This window comes from Salipiger bermudensis (genome assembly GCF_019801965.1).
GTDB classification, from domain to species: Bacteria; Pseudomonadota; Alphaproteobacteria; order Rhodobacterales; family Rhodobacteraceae; genus Salipiger; species Salipiger bermudensis_A.
Window position 1 is genome coordinate 100537 of the sequence record NZ_JAHVIA010000011.1, and the last position, 13896, is coordinate 114432.

General features: G+C 65.3%; 17 protein-coding genes. 16 read left to right on the forward strand and 1 reads right to left on the reverse strand.

Annotation, left to right across the window (positions count from 1 at the left end; genetic code table 11):
• Window positions 1–109 precede the first annotated feature (109 nt).
• The 6 genes from motA (at window position 110) to repC (ending at window position 5297) form a co-directional block, all read left to right on the forward strand.
• Window positions 110–976: a flagellar motor stator protein MotA gene (gene motA / locus KUV62_RS21305; protein ID WP_222605770.1), complete on the forward strand. Its 867-nt coding sequence runs from the start codon at window positions 110–112 to the stop codon at window positions 974–976.
• Entirely contained in the window at window positions 973–1242 is a 270-nt protein-coding gene (locus KUV62_RS21310) for a hypothetical protein (protein ID WP_222605771.1), read from the forward strand. Before motA ends, KUV62_RS21310 begins: the two co-directional genes overlap by 4 nt.
• A complete protein-coding gene (locus tag KUV62_RS21315) occupies window positions 1232–1660 on the forward strand; it encodes a flagellar FliJ family protein (protein WP_222605772.1) in 429 nt (142 codons plus the stop codon). Before KUV62_RS21310 ends, KUV62_RS21315 begins: the two co-directional genes overlap by 11 nt.
• A 155-nt stretch (window positions 1661–1815) precedes the next feature.
• Window positions 1816–2991, forward strand: coding sequence for a plasmid partitioning protein RepA (repA, locus tag KUV62_RS21320; RefSeq protein WP_222605773.1), 1176 nt, complete (start codon window positions 1816–1818; stop codon window positions 2989–2991).
• Window positions 2991–3938: a plasmid partitioning protein RepB gene (gene repB, locus KUV62_RS21325; RefSeq protein WP_222605774.1), complete on the forward strand. Its 948-nt coding sequence runs from the start codon at window positions 2991–2993 to the stop codon at window positions 3936–3938. The genes repA and repB overlap by 1 nt, the downstream gene beginning before the upstream one ends.
• 201 nt (window positions 3939–4139) lie before the next feature.
• On the forward strand, window positions 4140–5297 hold the full coding sequence (gene repC / locus KUV62_RS21330) for a plasmid replication protein RepC (RefSeq protein WP_222605775.1): 1158 nt from the start codon (window positions 4140–4142) through the stop codon (window positions 5295–5297).
• Window positions 5298–5353: 56 nt separating this feature from the next.
• Here the strand turns inward: repC and fliI are convergent, their stop codons facing one another.
• Complete coding sequence (fliI, locus tag KUV62_RS21335) at window positions 5354–6700, reverse strand: flagellar protein export ATPase FliI (protein WP_222605776.1); 1347 nt, start codon at window positions 6698–6700, stop codon at window positions 5354–5356.
• 81 nt (window positions 6701–6781) lie between these two features.
• Here fliI and flgB point away from each other — a divergent pair, with 81 nt between their 5' ends.
• From flgB to KUV62_RS21385, 10 genes are all read left to right on the forward strand, one after another.
• Window positions 6782–7168, forward strand: coding sequence for a flagellar basal body rod protein FlgB (gene flgB, locus KUV62_RS21340; RefSeq protein ID WP_261395817.1), 387 nt, complete (start codon window positions 6782–6784; stop codon window positions 7166–7168).
• A gap of 11 nt (window positions 7169–7179) precedes the next feature.
• Window positions 7180–7590 (forward strand): flagellar basal body rod protein FlgC, encoded by a 411-nt coding sequence (flgC, locus tag KUV62_RS21345; protein WP_222605778.1) that lies wholly within the window; start codon window positions 7180–7182, stop codon window positions 7588–7590.
• 12 nt (window positions 7591–7602) lie between these two features.
• Window positions 7603–7932 carry a flagellar hook-basal body complex protein FliE gene (locus KUV62_RS21350; protein ID WP_222605779.1) on the forward strand — a complete coding sequence of 110 codons (330 nt, stop codon included), beginning with the start codon at window positions 7603–7605 and terminating at the stop codon, window positions 7930–7932.
• A 17-nt stretch (window positions 7933–7949) separates the two neighbouring features.
• On the forward strand, window positions 7950–8219 hold the full coding sequence (locus KUV62_RS21355) for a flagellar biosynthetic protein FliQ (RefSeq protein ID WP_222605780.1): 270 nt from the start codon (window positions 7950–7952) through the stop codon (window positions 8217–8219).
• Window positions 8219–9043, forward strand: a complete 825-nt coding sequence (locus tag KUV62_RS21360; RefSeq protein WP_222605781.1) for a lytic transglycosylase domain-containing protein — start codon at window positions 8219–8221, stop codon at window positions 9041–9043. The genes KUV62_RS21355 and KUV62_RS21360 overlap by 1 nt, the downstream gene beginning before the upstream one ends.
• A complete protein-coding gene (flhA, locus tag KUV62_RS21365) occupies window positions 9043–11136 on the forward strand; it encodes a flagellar biosynthesis protein FlhA (protein ID WP_222605782.1) in 2094 nt (697 codons plus the stop codon). The genes KUV62_RS21360 and flhA overlap by 1 nt, the downstream gene beginning before the upstream one ends.
• A 1-nt stretch (window position 11137) precedes the next feature.
• Window positions 11138–11893: a flagellar biosynthetic protein FliR gene (locus tag KUV62_RS21370; protein WP_222605783.1), complete on the forward strand. Its 756-nt coding sequence runs from the start codon at window positions 11138–11140 to the stop codon at window positions 11891–11893.
• A gap of 3 nt (window positions 11894–11896) precedes the next feature.
• Entirely contained in the window at window positions 11897–13024 is a 1128-nt protein-coding gene (flhB, locus tag KUV62_RS21375; RefSeq protein ID WP_222605784.1) for a flagellar biosynthesis protein FlhB, read from the forward strand.
• Window positions 13025–13121: 97 nt separating this feature from the next.
• Window positions 13122–13349, forward strand: a complete 228-nt coding sequence (locus KUV62_RS21380; RefSeq protein ID WP_222605785.1) for an AbrB/MazE/SpoVT family DNA-binding domain-containing protein — start codon at window positions 13122–13124, stop codon at window positions 13347–13349.
• Window positions 13339–13734, forward strand: a complete 396-nt coding sequence (locus KUV62_RS21385; protein ID WP_222605786.1) for a PIN domain-containing protein — start codon at window positions 13339–13341, stop codon at window positions 13732–13734. The genes KUV62_RS21380 and KUV62_RS21385 overlap by 11 nt, the downstream gene beginning before the upstream one ends.
• The last annotated feature ends 162 nt before the right edge of the window (window positions 13735–13896 follow it).

Genomic DNA, 13896 nt, shown 5'->3' on the forward strand with positions numbered 1-13896 from the left:
ATTGCCAATCTATCCTTGTTTATACTTGAACGGAAGTCAAATTTACTTATGAATTGACATAGATTGCCGGTGTGCCGGCATGGTGACCACAGAGCAGAGACCGCACCCGATGACGATGATACTGGGACTTGCCCTTGTGTTCGGCCTTGTTTTTGGAGGGTTTATGCTCTCCGGCGGCAAGATGGACATTGTCCTGCACGCCCTGCCCTTCGAAGGCATGATGATCGGCGGCGCGGCAATCGGGGCCTTCGTCATCGCCAACAGTGTCGACGTGATCAAGAAATCCGCCGGTGGCGTCGTCAAGGTTCTCAAGGGGCCGCGCTGGAAGGCAAAGGATTACGGCGATCTGCTCAACCTGATGTACGAGCTGACGCGCATCTATAAGGCCAAGGGCATCCTCGCCCTCGACAGCCATATCGAGTCCCCAGCCGACAGCGACATCTTCAACCGCTACCCACGCATCGCCGCGGATCATTTCGCCATCGACCTGATCCGCGACAGCTTCCGCATGCTGTCGATGCAGTTCGACGACAAGTACGCGACCGAGGATGTCATCAACCGCAAGATCAAGAAGCACCACCACGAGTCGCTGGCATCGGTGCACGCGATCCAGCAGGTCGCCGACGGCCTGCCTGCCATCGGCATCGTCGCGGCGGTTCTCGGTGTGATCAAGACAATGTCGTCGATCGACCAGCCGCCCGAGATCCTCGGCAGCATGATCGGCGGTGCGCTCGTCGGGACCTTCCTCGGCGTGTTCCTCGCCTATTGCATGGTGCAGCCGATCTCCGGCCGCCTCAAGCAGATCGAGGACGAGGACGGCGCCTTCTACCTCATCATACGCGACATCTTCGTCGCGATGGTTTCGGACCATCCGCCGAGCATCTGCGTCGAGATCGGCCGGGGCAACATCCCGACCCGCATGCAGCCCGATTTCTACGAGGTCGAGGCCGCGCAGAAAGAGCTGCCCGCGGCATGATCCGCTGGGCCGCCCTGCCCGTCCTGCTGCTCGCCGCCGGCGTGGCCCAGGCCGCCGGGCCGGCGCCCGCCGCCCTCGAGGAGGACGAAGAGACCAGCTTCACCTCGGCGGCGATCGGCGGAAGATTCGGCGCGCTGCCGCCCTCGGAATACGGCTTCCCCCTCGAAATCCTCGGCCAGATGCGCATCCGCCTCGGCGGTGAGCCCCCCGCAGTCGAGCCGATGGTCGAAGACGTCCCCGAGCCCGAGCCGTCCAATGGCCACTGACGCGAGCCGGCGCCGGTTGCGCGCGCTCGAGGTGATGGAGCGGCTCAAGCGGCTCGATACCGAGCGCGAGGCCCGCAGCACCGCTCAGCTGCGCGACCGGATGAACCAGCTCGATTCGGAAAAACAGTCTCTATTGCACCGTCTTTCGGGTGAATCGCGCATCGAAGGCCTCGAAGGTGCGCCCTATCTGGGCCGCTTCATCCGCTCGATCCGTGCCGAGGTCGACCGCATTTCGCATGAAAGCGCCAGGCTCGCGCCTGACGTGGCGGCCGCGGAAGAGCGCCTGCGGGCCGCGCTGGCCGAGCAGAAAACCTATGAGATTCTGAGGCTTAAACGTCTTTCTGAAGAGCGCAATGCGCAGAAGAAGCGCGAAGCCAAGGATCAGGACGAGCTCTCCCTGCTGCGCTGGAAGCGCTGACGCTCTAATATCGCTTAGTGTCTACGGGTTTCTGAGACACTAGATATTGCAGAAAATTCTTGCCCGAATCCGTAAACGAAGGCATTCAATTACGGAGAAACGCCAACAATACTAAAATAAGCGTAACAAACGCTTATGGCACGAGGGCAGAATTGATGACACGACAGGACCGGATCGACCTTCTTGTAGGCGATCACGCGGCCAGATTGTCCGAAAGGCTGCAGGCGCACCGCGCCCAGCTCTTTCCTCCGCACGCGCGCAAGGAACTGCGCAAGTTCACCTCGGGCGAGGTTGCGTCGCTCCTGGGCGTCAAGGATGCCTACCTGCGCAAGCTGCATCTCGACGGCAAGGGCCCCGAGGTCGAGATCCGCGGCAATGGCCGCCGTTTCTATGCGCCATCCGACATCGCCGAGCTGCGCAGGTTTCTCGAGAAAGGCGCAAAAGCGCCGGGCACCTACCTGCCTGGGCGGCGCGAGGGCGACCATCTCCAGGTCATCACTGTGATCAACTTCAAGGGCGGCTCGGGCAAGACCACGACCGCCGCGCACCTGGCGCAAAAGGCCGCGCTCGACGGTTACCGCGTGCTGGCCATCGATCTCGACCCGCAGGCCTCGCTCTCTGCCCTGCACGGCTACCAGCCCGAGTTCGACATGCTCGACGGCGGCACGCTCTACGACGCGATCCGCTACGAGGATCCGGTCGCCATGCGCGACGTGATCCAGAAGACCTATTTCCACGATCTCGACATCGTCCCGGGCAATCTCGACCTGATGGAATTCGAGCACGAAACGCCCCGCGCGCTGGCGGAGCGCTCCGGCGAGATGTTCTTCACCCGCGTCGGCGACAAGCTCGCCGAGGTACAGGATGATTATGACCTCGTCATCATGGATTGCCCGCCGCAGCTCGGCTTCCTGACGATGTCGGCACTTTCGGCGGCGACGGCGGTACTGGTCACTGTGCACCCGCAAATGCTCGACGTCATGTCGATGTGCCAGTTCCTGCTGATGACCTCGAACCTCCTCGGCGTGGTCAGCGAAGCCGGCGGCGACATGAGCTATGACTGGATGCGCTACGTCGTGACCCGCTACGAGCCGGGCGACGGGCCGCAGAACCAGATGGTCAGCTTCATGCGCTCGATGTTCGGGGAGTATGTCCTCAATCATCCGGTGCTGAAATCGACCGCGATTTCCGACGCCGGCATCACAAAGCAGACACTCTACGAGGTGGAAAAGAGCCAGTTCACCCGCTCGACCTACGAGCGGGCGATGGAGAGCCTCGATGCCGCGAATGGCGAGATCCTCGATCTCGTGCAGAAAAGCTGGGGGCGCTGATGGCACGCAAGGACCTTCTCAAGAGCCTGATGGGCGACGCGCCCGCAGCGTCACCGGAGGGGTCCGACCCCGCCGCGCCGCGCCAGACCCGCTACCAGAAAGGCGCCATCGGGGCGGTCAGCCAGTCGATCGCGCAGCTCAAGAGCCGGGCGATGATCGAGGTTTCGGCCAGCCAGATCGAGGATGGCGGCCTGAAGGACCGTCTTGGCGAGGATCCGGCCGAGCATGAGCGCCTCAAGGCCTCGCTGGCGGAATACGGTCAGCAGGTCCCGGTGCTCTTGCGCCATGTTGAGGGCAGCGATGACCGTTTCCAAGTGGTCTATGGCCGCCGCCGCGTCGCCGCGCTCCGCGATCTCGGTCTGCCGGTCAAGGCGATGGTCCGCGCGCTCTCAGATCGTGACCTGATCATCGCGCAGGGCCAGGAAAACGCCGCCCGGCGCGATCTTAGCTTCATCGAGAAGGCCAATTTCGCGCGCCAGATGCGCGACGAGGGCTTCGAGCGCAAGATCATCTGCGACGCGCTGCACATCGACAAGACCGTGATCAGCCGGATGCTGAGCGTTGCCGATGCGGTGCCGCAGGTGCTGATCGAGGCCATCGGCCCGGCCCCGTCCGCCGGGCGCGACCGCTGGCGCAAGCTGGCTGACCAGCTGACCGGCGGCGGCTTCTCCCCCGAACGCGTCGCAGGCGCCCTGACCGGCGACAGCTCTGACGCCCGCTTCGAGGATGCCCTGCGCATCGTCACCCGACAACCCGCAAGGAAGGCCCCTGCCCCGGCGCCGGATCGCGAGCTGCGGAGCGAGAGCGGCCGCATCGGACGGGCGAAGAAATCCGGCAGGAAAACGGTGCTGACCTTTGACGCCGCCGAAGCCCAAGGCTTCGAGGACTGGCTCATCGACAACATCGAAGAAATTCACCGCAACTGGCGCAGCCAGACCGGCGAATAAGGGCGAAAGCCCCAAGGTATCGAGCAGCAACAAGGAGGCACGACACGGCAGGACCAAAGAAAAAGCCCCCCAGGACATAACATCCCGAGAGGCCTGATCTCGTTTTCGCACCTCGAATCTAGCCCCTTTTGTTGACAGCTGTCAACGCCGTGTGAGTCCGGCGGGCAGAAAAGTTTTGCCCAGTGAAACGATATGCAGAGATTGACAACGACGTCCTTCGGGCGGCGGCCGGTGACGGCTGCCCAGTTGGAGGCGGTGGCCCGTCTCGAGCGCCCTGCCCCGGTGGCTTCCGTCGATAAGTGGGAGCTTCTGACGATGCTCACGTCTGCGCGCGAGGCCTACGAGCTCTCCGACCGGACCCTGCGGGTTCTGGCGGTGTTGCTTGGCGTGCATCGCGAGCGCGAGCTGATCGACGGCACTTCCCTGATCGTCTACGCCTCCAACGCGACGCTTTGCGAGCGCGCCCACGGAATGCCGGAAAGCACCCTGCGTCGGCACCTGGCGGCTCTGGTTGCCAGCGGCCTCATCGCACGCCACGACAGCCCGAACGGCAAGCGCTACCAGCGCCGGGATGCCTTCGGCAGCGTCGTCCGCGCCTACGGGTTCGACCTGCGCCCTCTGTTGCTGCGCGCCGGGGAGATCTCCCATCACGCCCGCGCAGCCGATATCCGCCGCAACGAAATCGCCCTTCTACGCGAAGAAGTTGTCCTGCTGGTCCGCGACGCCACCGAACTCGCCCAGCTCGGCCATGGCGCCGGCTACGACAACGGGCTCGATGCCATTGAAGACGCGGTGATCCTCGCCAAGCGCCACCTGCGCCGCAAGCTCGGCCTCGATGATCTCGCTGCCATCCGCGACCGTTTGCAGCCGCTCGTCTCGGCGCTTGTGGACAAGCTCACACCCGAGGTGGAAGAGACCGTCCCTGTCACGCCAGAAATGATCGGCTCGGACAGCCAAAATGAGCGGCACACACAGGATTCAGATAAGACTCTTATTGAACTGAAAGAACACAGCTTCCAACGGCCAAACGCGCAGCTCGAGAAAAAGGCCCTCAGCCCCATTCTCAGCGCCTGCCCGGATGTTCTGCCATATGCTGAGAAAGGCGTCTCGGATTGGGCCAGCTTCGTGCATCTCATGGCACGGGTCGCGCCGATGGCCGGGATCGACGCAGCCACGTGGCAGGAAGCCTGCCGGGCAATGGGGCCGGAAGATGCGGCGACAACGCTCGCCGGGATCGTTCAGAAAGTCGGGACGATCCGCTCACCGGGGGCCTATCTGCGGAGCCTGTCTCGGAAAGCGCGGGAGGGTGGTTTCACGCCGGATGCGATGATCTCAAGCCTTCAGAGGAAGGCGGCGTGACCGGGCGGGCAGGGGCCGTGTTGACAGCTGTCAACTTGACGGCCCCCAGCCAGAACTCAGTCGGTCGGGACCTTGATGCCGGCCTCGGTCAGACAGGCATGGATGCGAGCGAAGGTCTCGTTGGGCTCCATCGCCTCGCGCTTGCTCTGGCGCAGCAGGTCTTCGAGCGGCTGGAACAGCTTGATCGCCGCATCGACCTCGGCATCGCTGCCGGGACGGTAGGCACCGATGCGGATCAGCTCTTCCATATCGGCGTAGCGCGCCATCGCCCGGCGGGCGGCGCGGTAGATCGCGTATTCCTCGGGGCCGTGGCAATCGGGCAGCATCCGCGAAATCGAGCGCAGCAGGTTCACCGCCGGGAAGCGGCCGGTCTCGGCGATGCGCCGGTCGAGCACGATGTGGCCGTCCATGATGCCGCGCACCGCGTCGGCGATGGGATCGTCCATGTCATCGCCATCGACCAGAACTGTGTAGAGCGCGGTGATGTCACCGGCCTCGCCGCTGCCCGGTCCCGCGCGTTCCATCATCCGCGGCAGCTCGGCGAAGGTGGTCGGCGGGTAGCCCTTGGCGGTGGGCGGCTCGCCACCGGCAAGGCCGATCTCGCGCTGCGCCATCGCGAAGCGGGTGACGCTGTCGAGCAGCAGCAGAACCTGCTTGCCCTGGTCGCGGAAATGCTCGGCCACGGTGGTGGCGGTCCAGGCGGCCTGGCGGCGCATCAACGGCGGCTCGTCGCCGGTCGAGACCACGACGACGGCGCGGGCCAGGCCCTCTTCGCCGAGATCTTCCTGGAGGAAATCCTGCACCTCGCGGCCGCGCTCGCCGACGAGGCCCACGACAATGACATCGGCCTGCGCATTGCGGGCCAGCATCGCCATCATCGTCGACTTGCCGACACCCGAGCCGGAGAACACGCCCATGCGCTGGCCCCGGCAGAGCGGCGCGAAGACATCCATCACCTTGAGCCGGGTTGCCAACCGTTCGCCGACACGGCGGCGGGTGAAGGCCGGGGGCGGGGAGGCGCGCAGCGGGCGCGGCGTCTGACCCTCGGGCAGGCGCCCCTTGCCGTCGAGCGGTTGCCCGAGCGCATTCACCACGCGGCCAATCCAGGCATCGTCGGGGCGGAGATCCGCGCCGGACTGGGTGACCGCCACCGGATCGCCGGTGCGCACGCCGTCCCAGCTTCCGAAGGGAAGAAGCTTCGTCCCGTTCTCATCGATGCCGACCACCTCGGCCAGAACCGGACCGTTGGCACCCTGCACGACGCAATGCGCGCCGATGCCCACGGCGCGCTCGAGGCCTGACACGGTCAGCACCAGCCCCAGTGCAGAGGTCACCTGTCCGGTTATACTTGCCCGTTCTATAGTCCGGGTAAGGCTAGAAAGCTCTGAAAAGGCTGTATGCATGGTTCTATCCATTGCTAACCAAGATTTATTCATGCTATCTTTGATTAAGACAAAAGGAAACTGTTCATGAAGCTTGGTGGAATGTCCTTTTTTCAGCTGGCCTCGCAGCGCATGACATGGCTGGGAGCCCGTCAGGCTGTGATCTCTGAAAACGTCGCGAATGCCGATACGCCGAACTACAAGGCGAAGAAGGTGAGCGGGTTCGATGCCATGCTCGAGAACGCGGACGCGATGCAAGGCCTCAAGGTCACCGACAGTCGCCACATCACCAGCAGTGGCGAGACGCCGAACGGCGTGCGGGTCACCGCGGATGAAGAGGCCTGGGAAGGCAGCATCGACGGCAACACCGTGGCGCTCGAACAGCAGACCATCGACGCGGCCGAGGTTGCCGGCAGCTACAGGCTGGCCGCCGAACTCTATCGCCGCGGTCACAACCTGCTGACCATCGCGGTCACCGGCGTCAGATAAGAGGGCAGGGCATGGACACGCTCAAGACAGTTCTTTCCGTGGCCGCGAGCGGCATGCGCGCGCAGGGCGAGCGCCTCAAGGTGGTGTCGGAAAACGTCGCCAACGCCAGCTCGACGGGCAATACCGATGGCGAGGATCCGTATCGCCGCAAGATCATCTCGTTCCAGGAAATGGTCGACCGCGACAGCGGCGCCTCGATGGTCGAGGTCGAGGGCATCCGGCGCGACGATGCCGATTTCCAGCTGTCCTACGACCCGTCGCACCCGGCCGCAGATCAGGATGGCTTCGTCAAGGTGTCGAACGTCAACACCATCCTCGAGATGAGCAACATGCGTGAAGCCTCGCGCAGCTACCAGGCCAACCTGAACATGTTCGAGACCGGGCGCAGCATGCGCTCGCAGCTTCTCGACCTGCTGAAATAAGACTGAAGATCCATGGCGACCGAAACCAACTCCTTCCTCTCGATCAACGCCGCCTCCGGGGCCTATCGCGCCTCGCAGGACATGACGGCAGAGTCCGTTCCCGCCGTCGCGCCCGATGAGAGCAAGCCGAGCTTTGCCGACATGGTGGCGCAGGCCGGCTCGGACGCGGTGCAGACCATCCGCCAGGCCGAGGTGACGGCGCAGACCGGCCTGCGCGGCAATGCCGACACCCAGGCGGTGGTCGAGGCCACGCTCGAGCTCGACTCCACGGTCAAGACCGCGGTGGCGGTGCGCGACAAGCTGGTCGAGGCCTACCAGGAAATCATCCGCATGCCGATCTGATCTGAGGGAAGGCGGTCGTGACCGAAAGCGATACCTACACGATCCTGTCCGACGCCTTCCTTGCCGTGCTCTACGGCTCCGGCCCGATCATGGCCATCGCGCTAGTGGTGGGCCTGATCATCGCCTTCTTCCAGGCCCTGACCCAGGTGCAGGAAATGACCCTGACCTTCGTGCCCAAGATCGTCGCGATCTTCATCGGCCTGCTGGTCTTCACGCCGCTGATGTACAGCATCGTGAAGCGGCTCTCGGATCGGGCCTTCGACCTCATCGTGAGCGGCGGCCTGTGATGCGGGCGCTGCAGATCCTCCTGACGGTTTTGGCGCTGGTGGTGGGGCAGGGGGCCCTGGCCGACTGGAGCAATTTCTACCGCCCTTCTGAGCGCGCCGCGCAGGCGCCGCAGGCCACGGGCCCGCGCACGACCGGGGATCCGGCTGGCATCTGCATCCACGAGATCCTGCGGGCGCAGCTGCGTCACCAGATCCCCGGCAACCTGCTGCTGGGCATCGGCCTGCAGGAAAGCGGCATGATGCACGAGGGCGAGCTGACGATCTGGCCCTGGGTCGCCAATGCCGATGGCGACGGCCGCTTCTTCGCAAATCCCGAATCCGCCGCCAGCTGGGTTCGGGCGCGGCAATCTGCTGGGGTGGAGTCGATCGATGTGGGCTGCATGCAGGTGAACCTGCGCTGGCATCCCGATGCCTTCCTGCAGCTCGAAGACGGGTTCGACCCGGCGCGCAATGTCGAATACGCGGCGCGCTTCCTGGTACAGCTCTATGAGAAGACCGGCGACTGGATCAAGGCGGCGGGGCATTACCATTCCGCCACCGAGGCGCATCAGGGCGTCTATCTCGAGCGGCTCGAGCAGAACGTCTCGATCGCCAACGAGCGGCTCGAAATCTTCCGTCAGCTCGCGGCCTCGGGCGGTGGAGGCGGGGCAGGGGGGCTCGGCCTCGCTGCCGTTGCCTCGGTCACCAGCACGCCGCTGCCCTCCGGCCATTTCTGGACCTCCGACATGACCCTCCGTTCCGGCGCCGCTGACAGTGGCGCCCGCAGCCTGTTCGGGCGCGAGACGCTCTCGCCCGTGCTGCCAGCCTTCCGAAAGATGTTCTGATGTCGATGTCCGATTCCTCAACCACTTCCCTCCCGGGCTGGCTCGGCAAGGGCCAGGGCAACCGCGACATCGGCTTCGCCATCGCGGTGACGCTGATCCTCGCGGTGCTCTTCGTGCCACTGCCGGCCGCGGTGCTCGATTTCGGGCTGGCGGTCTCGCTCTCGGTCTCCGTTTTGGTGCTCATGGTGGCTCTGTGGATTCCGAAGCCACTGGAATTCAACAGCTTTCCGACACTCCTTCTCGTCGTCACCATGCTGCGCCTGTCGCTCAACGTTGCCTCGACGCGGCTCATTCTCTCCGAGGGCCATACCGGCCCCAGCGCCGCGGGCGGGGTGATCGAGGGCTTCTCGCGCTTCATCGTGTCGGGCAATTTCATCATCGGGATCGTGGTCTTCGCGATCCTCGTGGTGATCAACTTCGTGGTCATCACCAAGGGCTCGACCCGGATCGCCGAGGTCTCGGCCCGCTTCTCGCTCGACTCGATGCCCGGCAAGCAGATGGCCATCGACGCCGATCTCGGCGCCGGCATCATCGACGAGGAACAGGCCCGCACCCGCCGCAAGGAGATCGAGGACGAGAGCGGCTTCTTCGGCGCCATGGACGGTGCCTCGAAATTCGTCCGCGGCGATGCGGTGGCGGGGATCATCATCACCCTGATCAACGTCATCGGCGGCATCCTGATCGGCGTGGCGCAGCACGGGCTGTCGCTCTCGGAGGCGGCGGATTTCTACACCGTTCTGACCATCGGCGACGGGCTGGTGACGCAGGTTCCGGCGCTGATCGTGTCGCTTGCGGCGGGCCTCATCGTGACCAAGGGCGGCACCGAGGGCGCGGCCAACGAAGCGGTGCTGGGGCAGCTCTCGAAATTCCCCAAGGCGCTGTTCATGGCCTCCGTGCTGCTCTTCGGCATCGGCCTTCTGCCCGGCTTCCCGAGCCTGATCTTCACCGCGCTGGCGGTGCTGATGACCTTCCTCGGCCTGATGGTGATGCGGCAGGCGGACGCCGCGCAGGCCAGCGCCGAGCGCGCCGAGGCCGCCAAGCAGCGTGCCGAGGCCGCCGCCCCCGAGGACAACATCAAGGACACGCTCAAGCTCGATGGTCTGCGCCTCGAGCTGGGGCAGACGCTGGTGCCGCTGATCTCCAACAGCGACGCGGCGCTGGCCGGCAAGATCAAGAGCCTGCGCAACCTCTTCGCCCGCGAGTTCGGCTTCGTCCTGCCCTCGGTGCGGATCAAGGACGAGCCGATGCTGCCGGGCCAGACCTACGCAATCATGGTGCAGGGCGTCGAGGTCGCGCGCGGCGAGGTCCGGCCCACGGGGCTCATGGTGGTCAATCCCGGCGATTGCGGCCTGTCGGGCGAGCGCGGCAAGGATCCGACCTTCGGGCTCGAGGCGCTCTGGGTCGATGCCGAGACCGGCGCCAAGGCAGAGGCGATGGGGCTGACGGTGGTCGATCCGGAGAGCGTCATCATCACCCACCTGACCGAGGTGGTGAAGGAGCACCTGCCGGAACTGATGACCTACGGCGCGACGCAGACCCTGATCGAAGGGCTCGAGCGCGAGTATCAGAAGCTGGTCAGCGACATCCCGGGCAACGCGCCGATGGTGCTGGTGCAGCACGTGCTGCAGAACCTGCTGGCCGAGCGGGTCTCCATCCGCAACCTCCCGCTGATCATCGAGTCCATCGCCGAGGCGAAGCGCACCACCTCGAATGTCGGCCAGATCACCGAGTCGGTGCGGCGGCGGCTGTCGAACCAGATCTGCAAGTCGCTGGTCGACCAATCGGGCTTCATCTCGGTGATCTCGATGTCGCCCGCCTGGGAGAAGGAATTCCTCGAGGCGCTGCGGGTCAATGGCGATGAGCGCAACTTCGTCATGTCGCCGCAGCGGGTGCAGGAATTCGTGCTGCAGGCCCGCCGCGAGATCCAGAAATTCGCCGAGCAGGACCAGTGGCCGGCGCTGCTGGTCAGCCCCGAGGTGCGCAGCTTCGTGCGCTCCATGCTCGAGCGCGTCAGCCCGATGACCGTGGTGCTGTCGCATAACGAGATCCACCGCAAGACCGCGCTGCGCACCGTGGCAACCGTGGGCCAGTAGGGTGAACCTCGCGGCGCTCCTCACCGTCGAGTTCCTCGGCGTGGCGCTGGTCTTCGCCCGCATTGGCGGGATGCTGATGTTCGTGCCGGCGCTCGGCGAGACCGTCATCCCGGTGCGCCACCGGCTGGCCTTCGCGGTGCTGCTGTCGCTGGCGCTCTACCCGGCGGTGCCGCAGGGGCCGGTCTCTCTCGACGCGCCGGGGCCGTTGATCAGCGCGCTGGCCATCGAGCTGACGCTCGGCCTGTGGATCGGCCTGACCGCCCGCATCCTGCTCACCGCGCTGGAATTTGCGGGCTACCAGATCGGGCTGGTCTCGGGCCTGTCGAACGCGTTCTCACCAAGCCTCGGTTCGTTCCAGGGCTCGACCCTGATCTCGACCGGGCTGATGCTGGGCGGCGTCGCGATGATCTTTGCCACCGACCTGCATCACCTGATCATCGGTGCGATGGTGACCAGCTACGACCTGTTTCCGCCGGGCCAGATCCTGCCCTCCGACCTCGCCCAGCAGATCGTCAGGGCGGTGTCGCAGAGCTTCTATCTTGGCCTTTCGATCGTAGCGCCGTTCTACGTCATGGGGCTCCTGGTCAATCTCGGCATGGGGCTTGCGGCGCGTATGATGCCCTCACTGCCGGTCTTCTTCGTCGCGGCCCCGGTGCTGATCATGGCGGGGCTCCTGGTGCTGGTCATGGCCACGCCGGTGATGCTGCGCGAATTCGCCGAACGGTTCGGCGAATGGCTTGGCCTGCTGGTGTTCTAGACCATGGCGGACCAGGACGACGACAAGGACAACAAGACCGAGGAGCCGACAGAGCGAAAGCTCCGAAAGGCGCGCGAGAAAGGCGACGTTGCCTCCTCCAAGGAGGCCGGCAACGTCATGGCGGTGCTGTCGCTCTTCGCCATCACCGCCTTCGTGCTGCCCTCGGTCTCGGCGCCGCTGGCGGGCGTGTTTCGCAACGTGCTCGAGAGCGCCGGCCAGATCCATGTCGGCACCGATCTGGCCGGGCTGCGCGATCTCGGCGCGGTGAGCTGGAAGGTGCTCCGCGGCGTCGGCATCCTGCTCGGGCCGCTGATGGCGCTGATGGTGATCGGCGCGCTGGCAGGCGTGGCGCTGCAGGGCGAGGTGGTGGTGGCCGCCGAGCGGCTGAAGCCGAAATGGTCGAAGATCTCGCCGATGGCGGGCTTCAAGCGTCTGTTCTCGCTCACCGCCTTCGTCGAGTTCTTCAAGAGCGTCACCAAGGTGCTGCTGGTGGGGGTGATCGCGGGCTGGGTGGTGCTCGAGGCGGTCGGCCAGATCTGGCAGACGCAGGGGCTTCTGCCCGAGATGGTGACGAATTTCGTCCGCGCCGAAGCCGCGCGGATGCTGCTCATCACGCTGGCGCTGGTGAGCGTGATCGCGGTCGCCGACATCCTCTGGAAGCGCTTCGATCATCGCCGCAAGCAGCGCATGTCGATGAAGGAGATCAAGGACGAGGTCAAGGAGAGCGAGGGCGACCCGCTGATCCGCTCCAAGCGCATGAGCATCCGCCGCGAACGGGCGCGACAGCGTCTTGCACAGGCGGTGCCGCGCGCCACCGTTGTGCTCACCAACCCGACCCATTTCGCGGTGGCGCTGAAATACGAGAACGGCGTCGACATCGCGCCGGTCTGCGTGGCCAAGGGGGCCGACCTGATGGCCGCGCGGATCCGCGAACTGGCCAGCGAAAACGAGATCCCGATGATCGAGAACCGGCCGCTGGCGCGCGCGCTCTACGACGTGGCCGAACTCGATCGCCAGATCCCCGTCGAGCATTGGGAGGCGGTGGCCGCCATCATCGGCTACGTCATGGATCTCGAGCGCAATATCCGGCGGGCGCCGCCGGAGGGCTCGAGCCTGCGCGAAGAGGCCTAGGGCAGGGCGGCCGCGCCTGGCGGAGCGGGGCAGGGTTGCGAGGCGCGCGCTGAGGATATACATTTATCAGCGTATATCCAACGTGAAAGGATCCGCCATGCAGGTTGCGAAATGGGGCAATTCCCTTGCCGTCAGGCTGCCCGCCGAGCTGGTCCGCCAGCTCGGGCTCAAGGAAGGCGACGAGATCGCGCTGACCGCCGGCGAGGACGGGTTTGCCGTCACGCGCCATGCCCGGCCCGACGAGGTCCTGAGTGGTCTGAGGCGGTTCCGCGGACGGCTTGCCGCGTCGGAGCGGCTGAGCCGCGACAGCGCGCATGAGCGCTGAGTTTCTCGACACCAACATCATCCTCTACCTGCTCGATGACGGCCCCAAGGCGGACCGCGCCGAGGCGTTGTTGCTGCGCGGTCCGCGGATCAGCGTCCAGGTGCTCAACGAGGCTCTGGTCAACTGCCGCCGCAAGGCGGGGCTGAGGTGGGACGAGGCGGGCGCCTTCCTGGCCGGGATCGAACAGCTATGCACGGTCGAGGATCTGACCCCGCGCACCCATGCCGTGGGCCGTGCGCTGGCCGAGCGCTACCGGCTCTCGGTCTATGACGCGATGATCGTCGCCGCCGCACTGCTGGCCGGCTGCACCACGCTCTACTCGGAGGACATGCAGTCGGGCCTGCTGGTCGAGGGGCAGCTTCGCCTTGTGAACCCCTTCACCTGAGGGCGCGACAGGGGCAGGGGCCCCGATCCGTCGGGGCACCTTCTGTGTGCGCTACCCGAAGCGCGACTCCCATGACCTGCGAGAGTAGGGGCGTCGGCCGATTTCCTCCATCATCTTTTCTCGAAAGACCTCGGCCGGGGTCCTCCATCCAAGGCATTTGCG